Below are 18318 nucleotides of genomic sequence, written 5' to 3' on the forward strand. Positions count from 1 at the left end.
AGTGGAGTTGTGTCAGGCGGTGGCCTTGGCCTTGCGCGACGGGGCAGCGGACGGCGCGGTGCGCATCGCCGTCCAGTAGACGATCTTCAGTTCGCCTTCCATCGTTTCGACGAGCGCGGACAGGCTTTCGACCCAGTCGCCGTCGTTGCAGTACAGCACGCCATCGATGTCGCGGATCTCCGCCTTGTGGATGTGCCCGCACACGACGCCGTCGCAGCCGCGGCGGCGCGCTTCGTCGGTCATCACGGTCTCGAACTGCGAGATGAAGTTCACCGCGTTCTTCACCTGATGCTTCAGGTACTGCGACAGCGACCAGTACTGGAAGCCCAGCCGGCTGCGGATCCGGTTGAACCAGCGGTTCAGCACGAGGATCAGCGTGTAGAGCGTGTCGCCGAGATACGCGAGCCATTTCGCGTGCTGGATCACGCCGTCGAACAGGTCGCCGTGGACAATCCACAGGCGCTTGCCCGCGAGCGTCGTGTGAAATGCCTCGCCCCGCACCTGGATGTCACCGAACGCGAGGTCGCAGAACTGCCGCGCGCCTTCGTCGTGGTTGCCCGGAATGTAGACCACCTGCGTGCCCTTGCGCGCCTTGCGCAGGACCTTCTGCACGACGTCGTTGTGCGCCTGCGGCCAGTACCAGCCCTTCTTCAGCTGCCAGCCGTCGATGATGTCGCCCACGAGGTACAGGTATTCCGAATCGTTGTGGCGCAGGAAGTCGAGCAGGTACGGCGCCTGGCATCCGCTCGAGCCGAGGTGAATGTCGGACAGCCAGATCGTGCGGTAGCGATGGGCGGACGGCTCGGGGTCGTCGTGCTGCCTGGCGTGCGCGGCCGTCGGCTCGTTCGACGAAAGGGCATCGGTTGCGGCCGAGCCGGACAGGAAGGCGGTGACGGCGCGGGCGCCGAGGGGTTGACGGAACAGGGAGGTCGCGGACGTTTTCTGGCCCATGCATGACTCGCGCCGGTTGACATTACCGGCATTGCGCCATGCGGGCGTGACCATGCCGTGACAGTCACGAGACGTTCTTATTACTGTCGTTCCGCCATGTTTAGCAGTGAATGCGGCGGCGTTGCGCAATCCGCCGAACAGACCGCCTTTGCGATGACCGGGCACGCCGAGCGGGGTGGCCGTGACGGTGCCTTCAAGGGATTTCGTCTGACGGATGCGCCGACGCGCGGAACCGGTCGCGCTCGCGGGGACCGCATCAGCGCGTCAGCGCGGAATCGCGACGACGCGCGTGCGGGCGATGCGGTCGTGCGGGAATTGACGATCGGCATGCAGGCGGGCGGCGCCGGCCCATGCGACGATCCACGCGGCAGCCAGCGCGAGCGTGACGGGCACCGACAGGCCGAGGAGCGGATGCAGCGCGAGCGGCGGCAGGAACCACAGCCACCCGAGCGCGTAGCGGACGAGCGCATGGCCGGCGTTCAGCGGCTGGCCGCTGGACGATTCGAGCCGCAGCCGCCAGGTCTTCATCGGCAGCGTCTGGCCGCCGTGGGTCCAGAACCAGACGAAGTACCCGCCGACGACGAGCGCGATCCACGCGGCGAGGAGGTTGTGATGAACGAGGCCGTTGCGCTGCTGCGTCGCGAGGCTGAATGCGAGGCCGGCGAAGAACACGATGCCGAACAGCAGCACGGCTTCGTACAGCATCGCGGCGAGGCGCCGCCGCACGGACGGCACGGCGAAGACGGCCGGGGCCTGGGGTGCGGGGGCGCTCGCCACGTCGGGTCAGGAACCCTTGAACATCGACGGCGCGTCGGCCGGCGAGACGGGCGTGACGGTCGCGGGTGCGGTGCCGGACGTGGATGATGCCGCCACGGGCGGTGTGCCGGCGCCGGCCGTAGCGGGCGCCGATGCCGGCGCGGCGTTGCTCGCCGGATGCTCGTGCGAATTGACGAGGCGGCGCACATCGCGGTCGGCGACCGTCGGCGGCGCGCTGACGACGCTCGGTCGGCGACGGCGCTCGGTCGCGGCCAGGCGCTCCTTCTGTTCTTCGGGAAGTTGCTGGTAGGCCTTCCACGCACGCTCGCGCGCCTGCGCGGACAGCTCCTTCGCGCTCTGGTAATTCTCACGCGCGACGCGGCGCTGCTCGGGCGTCATCCGCACCCACTCGGACATCCTGTCCTGCAGGTGCTTCTGCTCATCGGGCGTCAATTTCGCGAAACGTGATGCGATCTTCAGCCATTTGCGCTTGCGAGCGTCGCTGAAGCCGTCCCACTGGTCGGCGAACGGCGCGAGTGCCGAGCGTTGCGCAGGCGTCAGGCGCGCCCACGACAGCGGGCCGTTGGCGGCCGGCAGCGGCAGGGGCAGCGGGGCGAGTTCGGTGGTCAGCCCGGCGGCGGCCGAGGTCGGCGCGGGCGCGCTGCTGGCCGCCGCGGAGACCGTCGCGGCGGGCGGGTTGAATCGGGAATAGGTGGCGACGTAGGAAACGGCGATCGCGATCACGCATCCGAAAAATACGGCCAGGCCGCGTTTCTGACTCACCCGTGCGATCCCCTCGTTATTCTCTGTTAGCGTGCGTGCGAAAGATACGCGTTGAACCCGTGATCGAGATACGCGTTGAGCGGCAGGTCGTCGCTGAGCATCGCCGCGTCGATGTCGGCGAGTTCGGCGGTGCGCTGCATGTCTTCCCAGTACGCGATGCCGACGAGCCCCGCGAGCAGCAGCGCGAGCGGCCAGGCGCGCAGCAGGCGGCGCGCGAACGACGTCTGCGGGCGACTCGCAGGCGGCGTGCCGTATGCGGCGGCGGCACCGGCGAAGGCGGGCACGAACACCGGCGCGGTCGCGGGTTCCGGCTTCTTGCGCGCGAGCGCGGCCCCGCGCGCGGCGGCCAGACGGTCAGTGGTCGCGGCAGGCAGCGCCGCGGCACGTTCGTCCAGCGCGCGGCGGACCTTCAGCGCGAATTCGTGTTCTCGATTTACGGGAGCGGAGCTCATAGCGTGATTCCTTTGGCCTTGAGCGCTTGCGCCAGGGTGTGGGTGGCTCGCGAGCAGTGCGTCTTGACGCTGCCTTCGGAGCACCCCATTGCGGCGGCAGTCTCGGCGACATCCATATCTTCCCAATAACGCATCAGGAACGCTTCCCGTTGACGCGTCGGAAGTTTCTGGATTTCTGCGTCGATCAGGGCCAGAACCTGCTCCCGCTCGAGGCGGTGCTCGGTGCTCTCGACGCCCGCGTTGTCGTCCGCGGACTCGAGCGTTTCCAGCGGATCGAAGTCCTCGTCGTCCGTGTTGTTGAGCGACGAAAAGAGCGTGACCCAGGTATTGCGGACCTTTTGCCGGCGGAACCAGTCATGGATCGCGTTCTGCAGGATCCGCTGGAACAGCAGCGGCAGCTCGGCCGCCGGCCGGTCGCCGTACTTCTCCGCCAGCTTGATCATCGCGTCCTGCACGATGTCGAGCGACGCATCGTCGTCGCGCACGGCGTACGCAGCCTGCTTGAACGCGCGCCTTTCGACGCCCGCCAGAAAGTCGGCGAGTTCCTTGTCTGATGCCATTCCGTAAAGGTATGCGCTGCGGACTGCGGCGTGTGAAAGGTCGAAAAATTTCGTAAAACCCGCGGATGCTAACAAATTTTCGCGCGACTTGGCACCGGTGACGGCTCGGTACGTTGCGCGCGAGCAGCGTCCGCGGGCCGCCGGGCGGGGCGCATGATGCGCTGCGGGATATTTTGCTTGACGACCCAATCATGACCCGCTATCGTCAATGATTCGCAACATGAAGTGATGGTCTCATTTGAGGCTGGCCCAAGAAGCCCGCCCTTCAAACTGGACGCGCCGCTTGAACCCGAGCCACAAGCCCGGCAGAGAGCACCCGATCAATTTTTTGCCGAAAATTCGAAAGGTCAAAATGAACATGCCCAGCGCGGAATTCTCCACGTCGGAACCCCTTTCCCCTCGCGATAGCGACTCCATCGGCGCCACCGTGCTCATGAAAGCACTGGCCGACGAGAACGTCGAATTCATCTGGGGCTATCCCGGCGGCTCGGTACTCTACATCTACGACGAGCTTTACAAGCAGGACAAGATTCAGCACGTGCTGGTGCGCCACGAACAGGCGGCCGTGCACGCAGCCGATGCGTATGCGCGTTCCACCGGCAACGTCGGCGTCTGTCTCGTGACGTCCGGCCCCGGTGTCACCAATGCGGTGACCGGCATTGCAACGGCCTACATGGATTCGATCCCGATGGTCGTGATCAGCGGCCAGGTGCCGACTGCCGCGATCGGCCAGGACGCGTTCCAGGAATGCGATACGGTCGGTATCACGCGTCCGTGCGTGAAGCACAACTTCCTCGTGAAGGACGTGCGCGACCTCGCGGAAACCGTCAAGAAGGCGTTCTACATCGCCCGCACCGGCCGTCCGGGCCCGGTGCTGATCGACATCCCGAAGGACATCTCGAAGACGCCGTGCCAGTACGAGCCGGTCAAGAGCGTGTCGCTGCGCTCGTACAACCCCGTCACGAAGGGCCATTCGGGCCAGATCCGCAAGGCCGTGTCGCTGCTGCTGTCGGCGAAGCGTCCCTATATCTACACGGGCGGCGGCATCATCCTCGCCGACGCGGCGCGCGAACTGAACCAGTTCGCCGACCTGCTCGGCTACCCGGTCACGAACACGCTGATGGGCCTCGGCGGCTATCGCGCATCGGACAAGAAATTCCTCGGCATGCTCGGCATGCACGGCACGTACGAAGCGAACATGGCGATGCAGCACTGCGACGTGCTGATCGCGATCGGCGCCCGCTTCGACGACCGCGTGATCGGCGACCCGGCGCACTTCGCGTCGCGTCCGCGCAAGATCATCCACATCGACATCGACCCGTCGTCGATCTCGAAGCGTGTGAAGGTCGACATCCCGATCGTCGGCGACGTGAAGGAAGTGCTGAAGGAGCTGATCGAGCAACTGCAGACGGCCGAGCATGGCCCCGACACCGAGGCGCTCGCGCAATGGTGGAAGGACATCGAGGACTGGCGCTCGAAGGACTGCCTGAAGTTCGACCGCGAAAGCGAGATCATCAAGCCGCAGTACGTGGTGGAGAAGGCGTGGGAGCTGACGGACGGCAACGCGTTCGTGTGCTCGGACGTCGGCCAGCACCAGATGTGGGCGGCGCAGTTCTACCGTTTCAACAAGCCGCGTCGCTGGATCAACTCCGGTGGCCTCGGCACGATGGGCTTCGGCCTGCCGGCAGCGATGGGCGTCAAGATGGCGCACCCGGACGACGACGTGCTGTGCATCACGGGCGAAGGCTCGATCCAGATGTGCATCCAGGAACTGTCGACCTGCCTGCAGTACGACACGCCCGTGAAGATCATTTCGCTGAACAACCGCTATCTCGGCATGGTCCGCCAGTGGCAGCAGATCGAATACAGCAAGCGCTATTCGCATTCGTACATGGATGCGCTGCCCGATTTCGTGAAGCTCGCCGAAGCGTACGGCCATGTCGGCATGCGGATCGAAAAGACCTCGGATGTGGAGCCGGCGCTGAAGGAAGCGCTGCGCCTGAAGGACCGCACCGTGTTTCTCGACTTCCAGACCGATCCGACCGAAAACGTCTGGCCGATGGTACAGGCCGGCAAGGGCATCACCGAGATGCTGCTCGGATCGGAAGATCTGTAACGGCGCGACGCGCGCCGGGGCCGAGGCGGCCGCCTTCACGAAGGGCGGTGCGGCACCGGGCGGCGCGCGGCGCGAGTGAATCGACACGGACACATTCTGGAAGAAGCGAACATGAGACACATCATTTCCGTCCTGCTGGAAAACGAACCGGGCGCGCTGTCGCGCGTGGTCGGTCTGTTTTCCGCACGCGGCTACAACATCGAAACCTTGACGGTGGCGCCGACCGAAGACCAATCGCTGTCGCGGCTGACCATCGTTTCCATTGGCTCTGACGACGTGATCGAACAGATCACGAAGCATCTGAACCGCCTGATCGAGGTGGTGAAAGTGGTGGACCTGACCGACGGTGCACACATCGAACGTGAGCTGATGCTGATCAAGGTACGAGCAGTGGGCAAGGAGCGCGAAGAAATGAAGCGGATGTCGGATATTTTCCGCGGACGCATCATCGACGTGACCGAAAAGACCTACACGATCGAATTGACGGGCGCGAGCGACAAGCTCGACGCATTCATCCAGGGGCTGGACGCGACCGCGATCCTAGAGACCGTGCGCACCGGCAGCTCCGGCATCGGACGCGGCGAGCGCATCCTGAAGGTGTGATGCCAGACAGGCACGCCGGGTGCGCCGTCATGTCCCGGCCCGCAGTACTCCATCTGAACGAATTGTTGAATTTTTGAATTGGCGAAGGAACCATCATGAACGTTTTCTACGATAAAGACGCTGACCTCTCCCTCATCAAGGGCAAGCAAGTCACGATCATCGGCTACGGCTCGCAAGGCCATGCACACGCACTGAACCTGAAGGACAGCGGCGTGAACGTGACGGTCGGCCTTCGCAAGGGCGGCGCGTCGTGGAGCAAGGCCGAAAACGCAGGCCTGTCGGTCAAGGAAGTCGCGGAAGCGGTGAAGGGCGCGGACGTCGTCATGATGCTGCTGCCGGACGAGCAGATCGCCGACGTGTACGCGAAGGAAGTGCACGCAAACATCAAGCAGGGTGCCGCACTGGCATTCGCACACGGCTTCAACGTCCACTACGGCCAGGTGATCCCGCGCGCCGACCTCGACGTGATCATGATCGCGCCGAAGGCACCGGGCCACACCGTGCGCGGCACGTACTCGCAAGGCGGCGGCGTGCCGCACCTGATCGCGGTTGCGCAGAACAAGTCGGGCGCGGCACGCGACATCGCGCTGTCGTATGCGGCAGCGAACGGCGGCGGCCGTGCCGGCATCATCGAGACGAACTTCCGTGAAGAGACCGAAACCGACCTGTTCGGCGAGCAGGCCGTGCTGTGCGGCGGTACCGTCGAGCTGATCAAGGCAGGTTTCGAGACGCTGGTCGAAGCGGGCTACGCGCCGGAAATGGCGTACTTCGAGTGCCTGCACGAACTGAAGCTGATCGTCGACCTGATCTACGAAGGCGGCATCGCGAACATGAACTACTCGATCTCGAACAACGCCGAGTACGGCGAGTACGTGACGGGCCCGCGCGTCGTCACGGAAGAGACGAAGAAGGCGATGAAGCAGTGCCTGACCGACATCCAGACGGGCGAATACGCGAAGAGCTTCATTCTCGAGAACAAGGCAGGTGCGCCGACGCTGCAGTCGCGCCGTCGCCTGACGGCCGAGCACCAGATCGAGCAGGTCGGCTCGAAGCTGCGCGCGATGATGCCTTGGATCGCGAAGAACAAGCTCGTCGACCAGACGAAGAACTAAGCACCACGTGCTGTTCCGGCCCTTCGAGTGGAGGGTCGGTATCAAAAAGCCGTCCGAAGGCAGCAGTGCCCCGGGCGGCTTTTGCTATCCTACGGGCTTTGCAATTCACCGAACACCGAACGAACCCATGAACTATCCTCATCCGATCATCGCGCGCGAAGGCTGGCCGTTCATCGCGATTGCAGCCGTCATCGCGTTGTTGATCCACGCCGTCGGGGGCTTCGGCTTCGCGTGGCCGTTCTGGCTGCTGCTCGTCTTCGTCGTCCAGTTCTTCCGCGATCCGCAGCGCCCGATCCCGGCGCAGCCGAACGCGGTGCTGTGCCCGGCGGACGGCCGCATCGTCGCGGTCGAGACCACCCAGGATCCGTACGCGAATCGCGAAGCGCTGAAGATCAGCGTGTTCATGAATGTCTTCAACGTTCATTCGCAGCGTTCGCCGGTCGACGGCGCGGTCACCAAGGTCGAATACTTCCCGGGCGCGTTCCTGAACGCGGCGATCGACAAGGCGTCGACCGAGAACGAGCGCAATGCGGTCGTGATCCAGACGGCGAGCGGCAAGACCGTCACCGCCGTGCAGATCGCAGGCCTCGTCGCCCGCCGGATCCTATGCTACGTGCGTGCCGGCGAGCCGCTGTCGCGCGGTCAGCGCTACGGTTTCATCCGCTTCGGTTCGCGCGTCGACGTGTACCTGCCGCTCGGCAGCCGCGCGAAGGTGTCGATCGGCGAGAAGGTCTACGCGTCGTCGACGATCCTCGCCGAGCTCGAACAGTAAGCGGCGGGACGCACGATGGCCGCATTCAAACCGCGTCGTCCGCGCAACGGCTCCGGCCAGACGCCACGCCCGTTCCGCCGCAACAAGGTGATGGCGCCGGATCAGGCGCCCATCGAGAGCCGCCGCGCCGCGCGCCAGCGGTTCCTGAAGACGCGCGGCATCTACCTGCTGCCGAACGCGTTCACGACCGCTGCGCTGTTCTGCGGCTTCTTCGCGGTCGTGCAGGCGATGAACGTGCGCTTCGAGATCGCCGCGATCGCGATCTTCGTCGCGATGGTGCTCGACGGGATGGACGGGCGAGTCGCGCGGATGACGCATACCCAAAGCGCGTTCGGCGAACAGTTCGACAGCCTGTCGGACATGGTGTCGTTCGGCGTCGCGCCGGCGCTCGTGATGTACGAGTGGGTGCTGAAGGATCTTGGCCGCTGGGGCTGGCTCGCTGCATTCGTCTACTGTTCTGGCGCCGCGCTGCGTCTCGCGCGCTTCAACACGAACATCGGCGTCGTCGACAAGCGCTTCTTCCAGGGGCTGCCGAGCCCGGCCGCCGCCGCGCTGATCGCCGGCTTCGTCTGGCTCGCGACCGACAACCGCGTGCCGATGAAGCTCGGCTGGCTGCCCTGGGTCGCGTTCGCACTGACGATCTATGCAGGCGTGACGATGGTGTCGAACGCGCCGTTCTACAGCGGCAAGGCGCTCGACGTACGGCACCGCGTGCCGTTCGCGGCGATCCTGCTGGTCGTCGTCGCGTTCGTGCTCGTGTCGTCCGATCCGCCGTTGATGCTGTTCTGCCTGTTCGTGCTGTACGGGCTGTCCGGCTACGTGTTTTGGGCCTACATGGCCGTGCGCGGACGGGCGAACCCCGCGCGCTCGTCGCAGCGCGATCACTGACGCGCAACCTGCCCGGCAACGGCGGCCACGAGGCCGCCGTTTTCATTTGCCCCTTTTTCGCGCGGCGCGGTCCGGCATCCCGGGTGCCGTCCGATTGCGCACCCAGCGGAATGCCGCTATAGTCTTCGGCATGACTGCATTTTCCCGCCTCTCCCTCCTTCTAGCCGGTGCGCCGCTACGCGCGCTAGCTTTGGCGCGCCTGCCGCGCTGACCGTTCTCGCCCTCCGTCAAGCCTCGTCTGTTGTTGAGCGTCGCCAGCGGTGGCGCGATCTCATTACGTTTGATTCCCGTATAAAGAGCCCTGGAGCCCCCCATGACAGACAAGCTGATCATTTTCGATACGACGTTGCGTGACGGTGAACAATCGCCCGGTGCGTCGATGACGAAGGAAGAGAAAGTCCGCATCGCGAAGCATCTCGAGCGGATGAAGGTCGACGTGATCGAGGCGGGCTTCGCGGCCAGCTCGAACGGCGACTTCGACGCGATCCACACGATCGCCGGCCTGGTGAAGGAGAGCACGATCTGCTCGCTGGCGCGCGCCAACGACAAGGACATCCAGCGTGCGGCCGACGCCCTGAAGCCGGCCAATAGCTCGCGGATCCACACGTTCATCGCGACGTCGCCGCTGCACATGGAGAAGAAGCTGCGGATGACACCCGACCAGGTGTTCGAGCAGGCTCGCCTCGCGGTGCGCTTCGCGCGCAAGTTCACCGACAACGTCGAATTCTCGCCGGAAGACGGCAGCCGTTCGGACCTCGACTTCCTGTGCCGCGTGCTGGAAGCCGTGATCGCCGAAGGGGCGACGACGATCAACATCGCCGACACGGTCGGCTACGGCGTGCCGGAACTCTACGGCAACCTCGTGAAGACGCTGCGCGAACGCATTCCGAACTCGGACAAAGCGATCTTCTCCGTGCACTGCCACAACGACCTCGGGATGGCGGTGGCGAACTCGCTCGCCGGCGTGAAGATCGGCGGTGCGCGGCAGGTCGAGTGCACGATCAACGGTCTCGGCGAGCGCGCGGGCAATACGTCGCTCGAGGAAATCGTGATGGCCGTGAAGACCCGCAAGGACTACTTCGGCCTCGACGTCGGCATCGACACCACGCAGATCGTGCCGACGTCGAAGCTCGTGTCGCAGATCACCGGTTTCGTCGTGCAGCCGAACAAGGCCGTGGTCGGCGCGAACGCATTCGCGCACGCGTCGGGCATCCACCAGGACGGCGTGCTGAAGGCGCGCGACACCTACGAGATCATGCGCGCGGAAGACGTGGGCTGGACCGCGAACAAGATCGTGCTCGGCAAGCTGTCGGGCCGCAACGCGTTCAAGCAGCGCCTGCAGGAGCTCGGCGTGTCGCTCGACAGCGAAGCCGAGCTGAACGCCGCGTTCATGCGCTTCAAGGACCTCGCCGATCGCAAGGCCGAGATCTTCGACGAAGACATCATCGCGATCGTCTCCGAAGAATCGGCGCTCGCGCAGGAGCAGGAGCACTTCAAGTTCGTGTCGCTGTCACAGCATTCTGAGACGGGCGAGCAGCCGCAGGCGAAGATCGTGTTCGCGGTCGAGGGCAAGGAAGTGACCGGCGAGGCGCGCGGTAACGGGCCGGTCGATGCGACGTTCAACGCGATCGAGGGCGAAGTCGGCAGCGGTTCCGAACTGCTCCTGTATTCGGTGAACGCGATCACGACCGGCACGCAGGCGCAGGGCGAAGTGACCGTCCGGCTGTCGAAGAGCGGGCGGATCGTCAACGGCGTTGGCACCGATCCGGACATCGTCGCGGCGTCCGCGAAGGCGTACATTTCGGCGCTGAACAAACTGCATTCGAAGGACGACAAGGTCAACCCGCAGCGCTCGTAAGCGCTGCGCGTCGAGCGCTCGAAGCACACGAAACGCCCCGTGCGGCCTTGCGCCGCCCGGGGCGTTTTTTCATGCGCCATTCATTCGGCCGCCGGCGCGCGGAACAGCCAGCGGCGCGCGGCAGGGCGAGGCGCCGGGCTGCGGCGGCGGAATTCCACCGCGATCCCGCGCCGCGGCGCATCGGCGACGAACGCGTCGAGCAGTTCGAGCACGTCGTGATCGATGTAGTCGGCGCGCGTTGCGTCGATGATCACGGCCGCGCGGTCGGGAATGTGCCGCAGGTGATGCTTGACCTGCACCTTGCCGAGGAACGAGACGTCCTTGCGGAACGAAAGCAGGAAGTGGTCGTCGTGCTGCGCGAGCGTGACGGGGCTCTTCAGGTTCGCGACCGCGACCGCCAGCACGCTGCACGCGAGGCCGACGGCAATGCCGAACAGCAGGTCGACCGCGAGCACGCCCGCGATCGTCGCGGCGAACGGCACGAACGCGGCCGGGCCCTGCCTCAGCACCGAGCGGAACAGCGCCGGTTTCGCGAGCTTGAAGCCCGTATGGATCAGGATCGCGGCCAGGCTTGCGAGCGGGATCAGGTTGATGAGCCCGGTGAGCGCGAACACGCTGGCAAGCAGCAGGATCCCGTGCACGATCGCCGACATCCGGCTTTGCGCACCCGCGTTCACGTTCACCGAGCTGCGCACGATCACCGACGTGATCGGCAGCCCGCCGAACGCACCCGCGACGAGATTGCCGACGCCCTGGGCCTTCAGTTCGCGATCGGGCTGCGTCGGCCGGCGCTTCGGGTCGATCTGTTCGACCGCCTCCAGGCTCAGCAGCGTCTCGAGGCTCGCGACGACCGCGAGCGTGATTGCGACGCGCCACACGTCCGGATTGACGAGCTGCGCGAAGTTCGGGCCGAGCTCCGCATGCTTGAGCGAGGCCGCGAACGCCGCGAACGATCCGAGCTCGGGCAGCGTCACGCGATGGGCTGCGCCCGGCGCAACGGCCGGCGCGACGAAGCCCAGCACGAGCGTCGCGCCGATGCCGAGCACGACGACCGCGAGCGGCGCGGGCACCGAGCGCACCAGCGCGAAGCGGCGCAGCGCGGGCGTGTCCCATGCGATCAGCAGCGCGAGCGACGCGAGCGCGATGGCCGTGGCAGCCCATGCGACCGGCAGGCCCGGCCAGTTCGCAAACGATTGCGCAGCCGAGCCTCCGATGCCGAACGCGAACGGAATCTGCTTCACGATCAGCAGCAGGCCGATCGCGGCGAGCATGCCCTTGATGACGGGCGACGGCACGTAGGCGGCGAAGCGGCCGGCGCGCAGCATGCCGAACCCGAACTGCAGCACGCCGGACAGCAGCACCGCGAGCAGGAACGCGGAGAAGCTGCCGAGTTGCGCGATCCCTTCGACGACGATCACGACGAGGCCGGCGGCTGGCCCGCTGACGGACAGCGACGAGCCGCTCAGCAGCGCGACGACGATGCCGCCGACGATGCCGGACACGAGCCCGGCGAACGGTTCGACGCCGGAGGCGTTGGCGATGCCGAGACAGAGCGGCAGCGCGACGAGGAAAACGACGATGCCGGCGACGATGTCGCGCGGCAGGGTGGACAGGCGCTCGTTCAGTTTCATGGTTGGGGCGGTTTCGTGGGCGTTGGGGCGGGGGTATGAATCAGCCGAGCGCGGCGGCGGTCGTGGCCAGCGCGGGTTCGACATCGACGGGCGGTGCCGCGTAGCCGGAATCGAGCTCCAGCAGGCGACCGTCGGCGAGCGAGAATATCCAGCCGTGCACGAGCGGCGGCCGTTCGCGTTCGCGCACGATCGGCGATGCGCGCAGCAGTCGCACCTGCTCGAGCACGTTCAGCTCGGCGAGGCGGTCGGCGGCGGCCGTGTCGTCGAGCCCGTCGAGCGTGTCGCGATGGCGCCGCGCGAGCGCGCAGAGCGGCGCGATGCGGCGCGCGACGTGCGGCAGGTCGGCCGGCGGCGGCAGCAGCGACGCGCGCACGCCGCCGCAGCCGTAGTGGCCGCACACGATCACGTGGTCGACCTTCAGCACGCGCACCGCGTACTCGAGCACGCTGGCGGAATTGTCGTCGTCGGGATGGAACAGGTTCGCGATGTTGCGATGGACAAACAGTTCGCCGGGCGCGCAGTGCGTGATGGTTTCGGCCGGCACACGGCTGTCTGCGCAGCCGATCCACAGCACGCGCGGGTTCTGGCCACGCGCGAGCGCGTCGAAGAAACCAGGCGTGTGTTCACGCGTCTCGCGGGCCCAGGCAATGTTGGCAACCAGCATGCTCTTGGGGCGATTCATGAGGACTCCTTTCTGACAACGGCAAATAAATATCGACGAAATGACGCAACTCCATTCTTTCTAAATTGAAAGGTTGGATTTGGACTGATATTAGGGGTATGCCCTAGCGCTCCGGGGGCATTGAAACAAACTGTTTCAAATTGATTTGGCGCAGTGCATTGCGTGCACCAACCCGACGCATGACATGCATCGCGTATGCCGGTTTCTGCGCAGCGGGCCGCATGACGGGGCGTTCAGCGGATTGCCATCGGGATGTCATTGACCGGAAAAGTTTTCCGCCATATTCCGTGCATTGAATAACGTGCCGGAAAAAATGAAATGGCCATTCACGCAATAATTCGTGAATGGCCATTGTGAAAATTGCGCGTAAATGCGCAATCGGTCAGAACAGATTACGGCGATCGGGATCGTGCAGCGGGTCCGGTGTTTTCTGCGTGGTGCGCAGGATGCCCTGCGGATCGAAATAGAAGCTGTACATCATGTACCAGACGTTGTCCTCGAGATACCGGTATGTCCACACCTCGCGCTTCATCAGCGGGAAGTAGGACGTCTCGACCGGGCGGCCGAAATTGACGAGCACGTCGGTCTTCGTCCACTTGCCGATCTCCGCGCGATAGAACTCGCTCGGCTGCAGCACCTGGCGCACGTTGACGATCCTGTGGGCTGCGTCGACGTCGGCCGCGATCGTGATTTCGCCCATCGGCTGGGTTGGCCACATCAGCCGCTTGCCGCCGCCGGGCAGGTCGTAGATCTCGCGCGGTGGACCCATGCGCGCGACGATCGCCGACTCGTCCTGGCCGGCCTGGTATTGCTGCCACGGTTGCGCGCAACCGGCCAGCAGTGCGGCGGCACCGGCGACCAGCACCGGCAGGCGCGCGGGAATACGAATGCGCATGGGATCCTCCAGAACACGGAAACAGGCCCCGTTGTATCACGGACGGCGCGCGCCGGTGCATCGCGCGGAAAAAATCGGTGCGGATCGGCGGCGTGGCGAAGCTTGCGGGCGGCGGGCGCGCCGGCCTATGATCCGCGCTTCTCGGGCAGATCGAAGGGCAGGTGGCCGATGCAGGGGTGGAAATGGTGCGCGCTCGCGTTGAGCGCAGGATGGATGCTGGTGTCGTCCGCGTTTGCCGGCGGCGAGCCGGTGCGGATCGCGCTGATCGAGGGGATGTCGGGCCCGTTCGCGAACGCGGGCGCGGCGGTCGAGCGCAACCTGCGCTTCGGCGTCGAGCAGGTCAACGCGGCGGGCGGCGTGAAGCTGCGCGACGGCGCGCACCCGCTCGAACTCGTCGTGCTCGACAGCAAGGGCAGCCCGGAGGAGGCGCTCGTGCAACTGCGCGCGGCCGCGGACCGCCATATCGGCTTCGTTGCGCAAGGCAACAGTTCGGCCGTCGCGGCCGCGCTCGTCGCGGCGCTCGACAAGCTGAACGCGCGCGACCCGGACAACCGGATGCTGTTGCTGAACTATTCGGCCGACGATCCCGCGCTCACCGGCGCGCGCTGCAGCTTCTGGCATTTCCGCTTCGACGCGCACGCGGGCATGCGGATGGCCGCGCTCGCGGACGTGATGGCGCGCGACCGCGCGCTGCGCAAGGTCTATCTGCTGAACCAGGACTACAGCTTTGGTCACGACGTCAGCACGCTCGCGCGGCAGGCGCTGGCCGCGCGGCGCACGGACGTGACGATCGCCGGCGACGAATTCCACCCGATCGGCCGGATCAAGGATTTCTCGCCGTACATCGCGAAAATCCGCGCGAGCGGCGCGGATGCCGTCGTGACCGGCAACTGGGGCAACGACCTCACGCTGCTCGTGAAGGCGGCGCGCGAGCAGGGGCTGAACGCGAAGTTCTATACGTTCTACGGCAACAGTCTCGGCGCGCCGGCCGCCCTGGGCGATGCCGGGGTCGGGCGCGTCGTGGCCGTGGCCGACTGGCACCCGAACGCGGGCGGCGCGAAATCCGACGCGTTCTACCGCACGTTCCGGACCCGATTCCCGGCCGCGCAGGACGACTATCCCGTGCGGCGGATGAGCCTGATGATCGAGATGCTGGCCGCGGCGATGAACCGGGCGGGGTCGGCCGACCCCGTGGCGGTCGCGCGGTCGCTCGAGGGCCTGTCGTTCGACGACGGCTTCCATGCGTCGCGGATGCGCGCGCAGGATCACCAGCTGATCCAGCCCCTTTACGTGATGGAGATGGACAAGGCCGGCACACCGGGCGTGCGCTTCGACAACGAGGGGTCGGGCTATGGCTTCCGGACGGTGCTGGCGGTGCCGGCGCAGCGCACGGAGATGCCGTCGGCGTGCTCGATGACGCGTCCGTGACAGGAGGCGGTAAGAACGGTGGGGAGTTGTGCTACAATGCCCGCCGGTTGTAAGTCACGGCACGGCCATTCTTCCGTGTCCGCCTGTTCAGTTAGAAAGGAAATCACATGTCTGTTGCAGATATCAAGAAGTCGGAAGTCGTTGCTCAGTTCGCCCGCGGTACCAACGACACGGGTTCGCCCGAAGTCCAGGTCGCACTGCTGACCGCACGTATCGTCGAACTGACGGGTCACTTCAAGACCCACGCGAAGGACCACCACAGCCGCCGCGGCCTGCTGCGCATGGTGAGCCGCCGCCGCAAGCTGCTCGACTACCTCAAGGGCAAGGATGCCGACCGTTACCGCGCGCTGATCGAGAAGCTGGGTCTGCGTAAGTAATCGAGGCGATTGCCGCCAGCAAGATGCCTGTGTCAGTCCGCTGATGCAGGCATTTTGTTTTTGCGCGGTGCGTAGCGTCACGCGCACCGCAGGTTGTCCGGCACGTGAGTGCCGGCTGCCGGAACGGCTGATACCGGGGTCGGGATTTGTGTCATTCCAGCGCGTCGCTCGACGAGCGCCGCGCTGGAATGGCATAAAAAACACACCTTGCTCCGGGTGATTCGGTCGGGACGCCGCCGCACGGGATGACCCGGGCGGCGAATGAAATGAATGAATTCAAAGGAGCAACCATGTCCATGTTCAACAAGGTCGTGAAGGAATTCCAGTGGGGCCAGCACAAGGTGCGCCTCGAAACCGGTGAAGTCGCTCGCCAGGCGAGCGGTGCCGTGATCGTCGACGTGGAAGACACCGTCGTGCTGGCAACCGTCGTCGGCGCGAAGTCGGCAAAGCCGGGCCAGGATTTCTTCCCGCTGACCGTCGACTACCTCGAAAAGACCTACTCGGCCGGCAAGATCCCGGGCGGCTTCTTCCGTCGCGAAGGCCGTCCGTCGGAACACGAGACGCTGACGTCGCGCCTGATCGACCGTCCGCTGCGCCCGCTGTTCCCGGAAGGCTTCTACAACGAAGTGCAGGTCGTGATCCACGTGCTGTCCGTGAACCCGGAAATCCCGGCGGACATCCCCGCGCTGATCGGTGCATCGGCTGCGCTCGCCGTGTCGGGCCTGCCGTTCAACGGCCCGGTCGGTGCCGCGCGCGTCGCGTACATCGACAACGCATACGTGCTGAACCCGACGCGTGACCAGATCAAGGCATCGAGCCTCGATCTCGTCGTCGCCGGCACGGAGCGCGCGGTGCTGATGGTCGAATCGGAAGCCGACCAGCTGCCGGAAGACGTGATGCTGGGCGCGGTCGTGTTCGGTCACGAGCAGATGCAGACGGCGATCGACGCGATCCACGAACTCGTGCGCGAAGGTGGCAAGCCCGAGTGGGACTGGCAGCCGGCACCGAAGAACGAGGCGCTGATCGCGCGCGTGACGGAACTGGCGCACGGCGACCTGCTCGCCGCTTACCAGCTGCGCGACAAGCAGGCGCGTTCGACGAAGCTGAAGGAAGTCTACGCGGCGACCTCGGCGAAGCTCGAGGAAGACGCGCTGGCGGCCGGCACGGTCGCGGCCGACAAGGCTACCGTCGGCAACATCCTGTTCGACATCGAAGCGAAGATCGTCCGTTCGCAGATCCTGAACGGCGAGCCGCGCATCGATGGTCGCGACACGCGCACCGTGCGTCCGATCGAGATCCGCACCGGCGTGCTGCCGCGCACCCACGGTTCGGCGTTGTTCACGCGTGGCGAAACGCAGGCGCTCGTCGTCGCGACGCTCGGCACGAAGGGTGACGAGCAGATCATCGACGCGCTCGAAGGCGAATACCGCGAGCGCTTCATGCTCCACTACAACATGCCTCCGTTCGCGACCGGCGAAACGGGGCGCGTCGGCTCGCCGAAGCGTCGTGAAATCGGCCACGGCCGTCTTGCGAAGCGCGCGCTGGTCAAGTGCCTGCCGAGCGCCGACGAATTCGGCTACTCGATCCGCGTCGTGTCGGAAATCACCGAATCGAACGGTTCGTCGTCGATGGCGTCGGTGTGCGGCGGCTGCCTCGCGCTGATGGACGCCGGCGTGCCGATGAAGGCGCACGTCGCGGGTATCGCGATGGGCCTGATCCTCGAAGGCAACAAGTTCGCGGTGCTGACCGACATCCTCGGCGACGAGGATCACCTCGGCGACATGGACTTCAAGGTAGCCGGCACGGAGCAAGGTGTGACGGCGCTGCAGATGGACATCAAGATCCAGGGCATCACGAAGGAAATCATGCAGGTCGCGCTCGCGCAGGCGAAGGAAGGCCGCATGCACATCCTCGGCAAGATGACGTCGGCGGTCTCGGGTGCGAACACGCAACTGTCGGAATTCGCACCGCGCATGATCACGATCAAGATCAACCCGGAAAAGATCCGCGACGTGATCGGCAAGGGTGGTTCGGTGATCCGCGCGCTGACGGAAGAAACGGGCACGACCATCGACATCTCGGATGACGGCGTCGTGACGATCGCGAGCACGAGCAGCGAAGGCATGGCCGAAGCGAAGAAGCGCATCGAGAACATCACGGCCGAGATCGAGGTCGGCCAGGTGTACGAAGGCACGGTGCTCAAGCTGCTCGATTTCGGCGCGATCGTGAACCTGCTGCCGGGCAAGGACGGCCTGCTGCACATCTCGGAAATCGTCAACGAGCGCGTGAAGGACATTAACGACTACCTGAAGGAAGGTCAGCAGGTGAAGGTCAAGGTGATCCAGACGGACGAGAAGGGTCGCGTGCGTCTGTCGGCGAAGGCGCTGCTGAACGAAGCAGCGGCAGCGTCGCAGTCGGATACGCCGCCGCAGCAGTAAGCGGACGGGCGTAAGA

General features: G+C 65.5%; 17 protein-coding genes. 9 read left to right on the forward strand and 8 right to left on the reverse strand.

Translation table 11 applies throughout. From position 1 onward, the window contains the following. Window positions 1-12 precede the first annotated feature (12 nt). The 5 genes from DIE08_RS21000 to DIE08_RS21020 form a co-directional block, all read right to left on the reverse strand. A complete protein-coding gene (locus DIE08_RS21000; RefSeq protein WP_124626855.1) occupies window positions 13-951 on the reverse strand; it encodes a UDP-2,3-diacylglucosamine diphosphatase in 939 nt (312 codons plus the stop codon). A 264-nt stretch (window positions 952-1215) separates the two neighbouring features. After that, on the reverse strand, window positions 1216-1656 hold the full coding sequence (locus tag DIE08_RS21005; RefSeq protein ID WP_409360403.1) for an RDD family protein: 441 nt from the start codon (window positions 1654-1656) through the stop codon (window positions 1216-1218). 78 nt (window positions 1657-1734) lie between these two features. After that, window positions 1735-2490 carry a DUF3106 domain-containing protein gene (locus DIE08_RS21010; RefSeq protein ID WP_124626859.1) on the reverse strand — a complete coding sequence of 252 codons (756 nt, stop codon included), beginning with the start codon at window positions 2488-2490 and terminating at the stop codon, window positions 1735-1737. 26 nt (window positions 2491-2516) lie between these two features. Next, a complete protein-coding gene (locus DIE08_RS21015; protein ID WP_124903381.1) occupies window positions 2517-2942 on the reverse strand; it encodes a DUF3619 family protein in 426 nt (141 codons plus the stop codon). Next, window positions 2939-3502 carry an RNA polymerase sigma factor gene (locus DIE08_RS21020; RefSeq protein WP_124626863.1) on the reverse strand — a complete coding sequence of 188 codons (564 nt, stop codon included), beginning with the start codon at window positions 3500-3502 and terminating at the stop codon, window positions 2939-2941. Before DIE08_RS21020 ends, DIE08_RS21015 begins: the two co-directional genes overlap by 4 nt. A gap of 352 nt (window positions 3503-3854) precedes the next feature. Between DIE08_RS21020 and DIE08_RS21025 the strand changes: the two genes are divergently transcribed. The 6 genes from DIE08_RS21025 to DIE08_RS21055 all read left to right on the forward strand — a co-directional run bounded on the left by DIE08_RS21025 (window position 3855) and on the right by DIE08_RS21055 (window position 10851). After that, window positions 3855-5618 (forward strand): acetolactate synthase 3 catalytic subunit, encoded by a 1764-nt coding sequence (locus DIE08_RS21025; RefSeq protein ID WP_124903383.1) that lies wholly within the window; start codon window positions 3855-3857, stop codon window positions 5616-5618. 111 nt (window positions 5619-5729) lie between these two features. Continuing rightward, a complete protein-coding gene (gene ilvN, locus DIE08_RS21030) occupies window positions 5730-6221 on the forward strand; it encodes an acetolactate synthase small subunit (RefSeq protein WP_034207977.1) in 492 nt (163 codons plus the stop codon). Window positions 6222-6316: 95 nt separating this feature from the next. Further along, on the forward strand, window positions 6317-7333 hold the full coding sequence (ilvC, locus tag DIE08_RS21035; protein WP_059533228.1) for a ketol-acid reductoisomerase: 1017 nt from the start codon (window positions 6317-6319) through the stop codon (window positions 7331-7333). Between the two features lie 127 nt (window positions 7334-7460). Continuing rightward, complete coding sequence (locus DIE08_RS21040) at window positions 7461-8105, forward strand: phosphatidylserine decarboxylase (RefSeq protein WP_059468119.1); 645 nt, start codon at window positions 7461-7463, stop codon at window positions 8103-8105. Window positions 8106-8120: 15 nt separating this feature from the next. Continuing rightward, window positions 8121-8993, forward strand: coding sequence for a CDP-diacylglycerol--serine O-phosphatidyltransferase (pssA, locus tag DIE08_RS21045; protein WP_059600421.1), 873 nt, complete (start codon window positions 8121-8123; stop codon window positions 8991-8993). 313 nt (window positions 8994-9306) lie between these two features. After that, complete coding sequence (locus DIE08_RS21055) at window positions 9307-10851, forward strand: 2-isopropylmalate synthase (protein WP_059600422.1); 1545 nt, start codon at window positions 9307-9309, stop codon at window positions 10849-10851. An 80-nt stretch (window positions 10852-10931) separates the two neighbouring features. Here the strand turns inward: DIE08_RS21055 and DIE08_RS21060 are convergent, their stop codons facing one another. From DIE08_RS21060 to DIE08_RS21070, 3 genes are all read right to left on the reverse strand, one after another. Next, on the reverse strand, window positions 10932-12482 hold the full coding sequence (locus DIE08_RS21060; protein ID WP_124903385.1) for a SulP family inorganic anion transporter: 1551 nt from the start codon (window positions 12480-12482) through the stop codon (window positions 10932-10934). Between the two features lie 40 nt (window positions 12483-12522). After that, on the reverse strand, window positions 12523-13164 hold the full coding sequence (locus tag DIE08_RS21065) for a carbonic anhydrase (RefSeq protein WP_124903387.1): 642 nt from the start codon (window positions 13162-13164) through the stop codon (window positions 12523-12525). A 382-nt stretch (window positions 13165-13546) separates the two neighbouring features. Then, complete coding sequence (locus DIE08_RS21070) at window positions 13547-14059, reverse strand: hypothetical protein (protein WP_124626871.1); 513 nt, start codon at window positions 14057-14059, stop codon at window positions 13547-13549. A gap of 168 nt (window positions 14060-14227) precedes the next feature. Here DIE08_RS21070 and DIE08_RS21075 point away from each other — a divergent pair, with 168 nt between their 5' ends. The 3 genes from DIE08_RS21075 (at window position 14228) to pnp (ending at window position 18302) form a co-directional block, all read left to right on the forward strand. Then, window positions 14228-15487: a branched-chain amino acid ABC transporter substrate-binding protein gene (locus DIE08_RS21075; RefSeq protein ID WP_124903389.1), complete on the forward strand. Its 1260-nt coding sequence runs from the start codon at window positions 14228-14230 to the stop codon at window positions 15485-15487. A 107-nt stretch (window positions 15488-15594) separates the two neighbouring features. Next, window positions 15595-15864, forward strand: coding sequence for a 30S ribosomal protein S15 (gene rpsO / locus DIE08_RS21080; RefSeq protein ID WP_006398792.1), 270 nt, complete (start codon window positions 15595-15597; stop codon window positions 15862-15864). Window positions 15865-16154: 290 nt separating this feature from the next. Continuing rightward, window positions 16155-18302 carry a polyribonucleotide nucleotidyltransferase gene (gene pnp, locus DIE08_RS21090; protein WP_059600427.1) on the forward strand — a complete coding sequence of 716 codons (2148 nt, stop codon included), beginning with the start codon at window positions 16155-16157 and terminating at the stop codon, window positions 18300-18302. Window positions 18303-18318: the final 16 nt, after the last annotated feature.

The organism is Burkholderia sp. Bp9004 (genome assembly GCF_003858025.1).
In the GTDB taxonomy this organism is placed as follows: Bacteria; Pseudomonadota; Gammaproteobacteria; order Burkholderiales; family Burkholderiaceae; genus Burkholderia; species Burkholderia diffusa.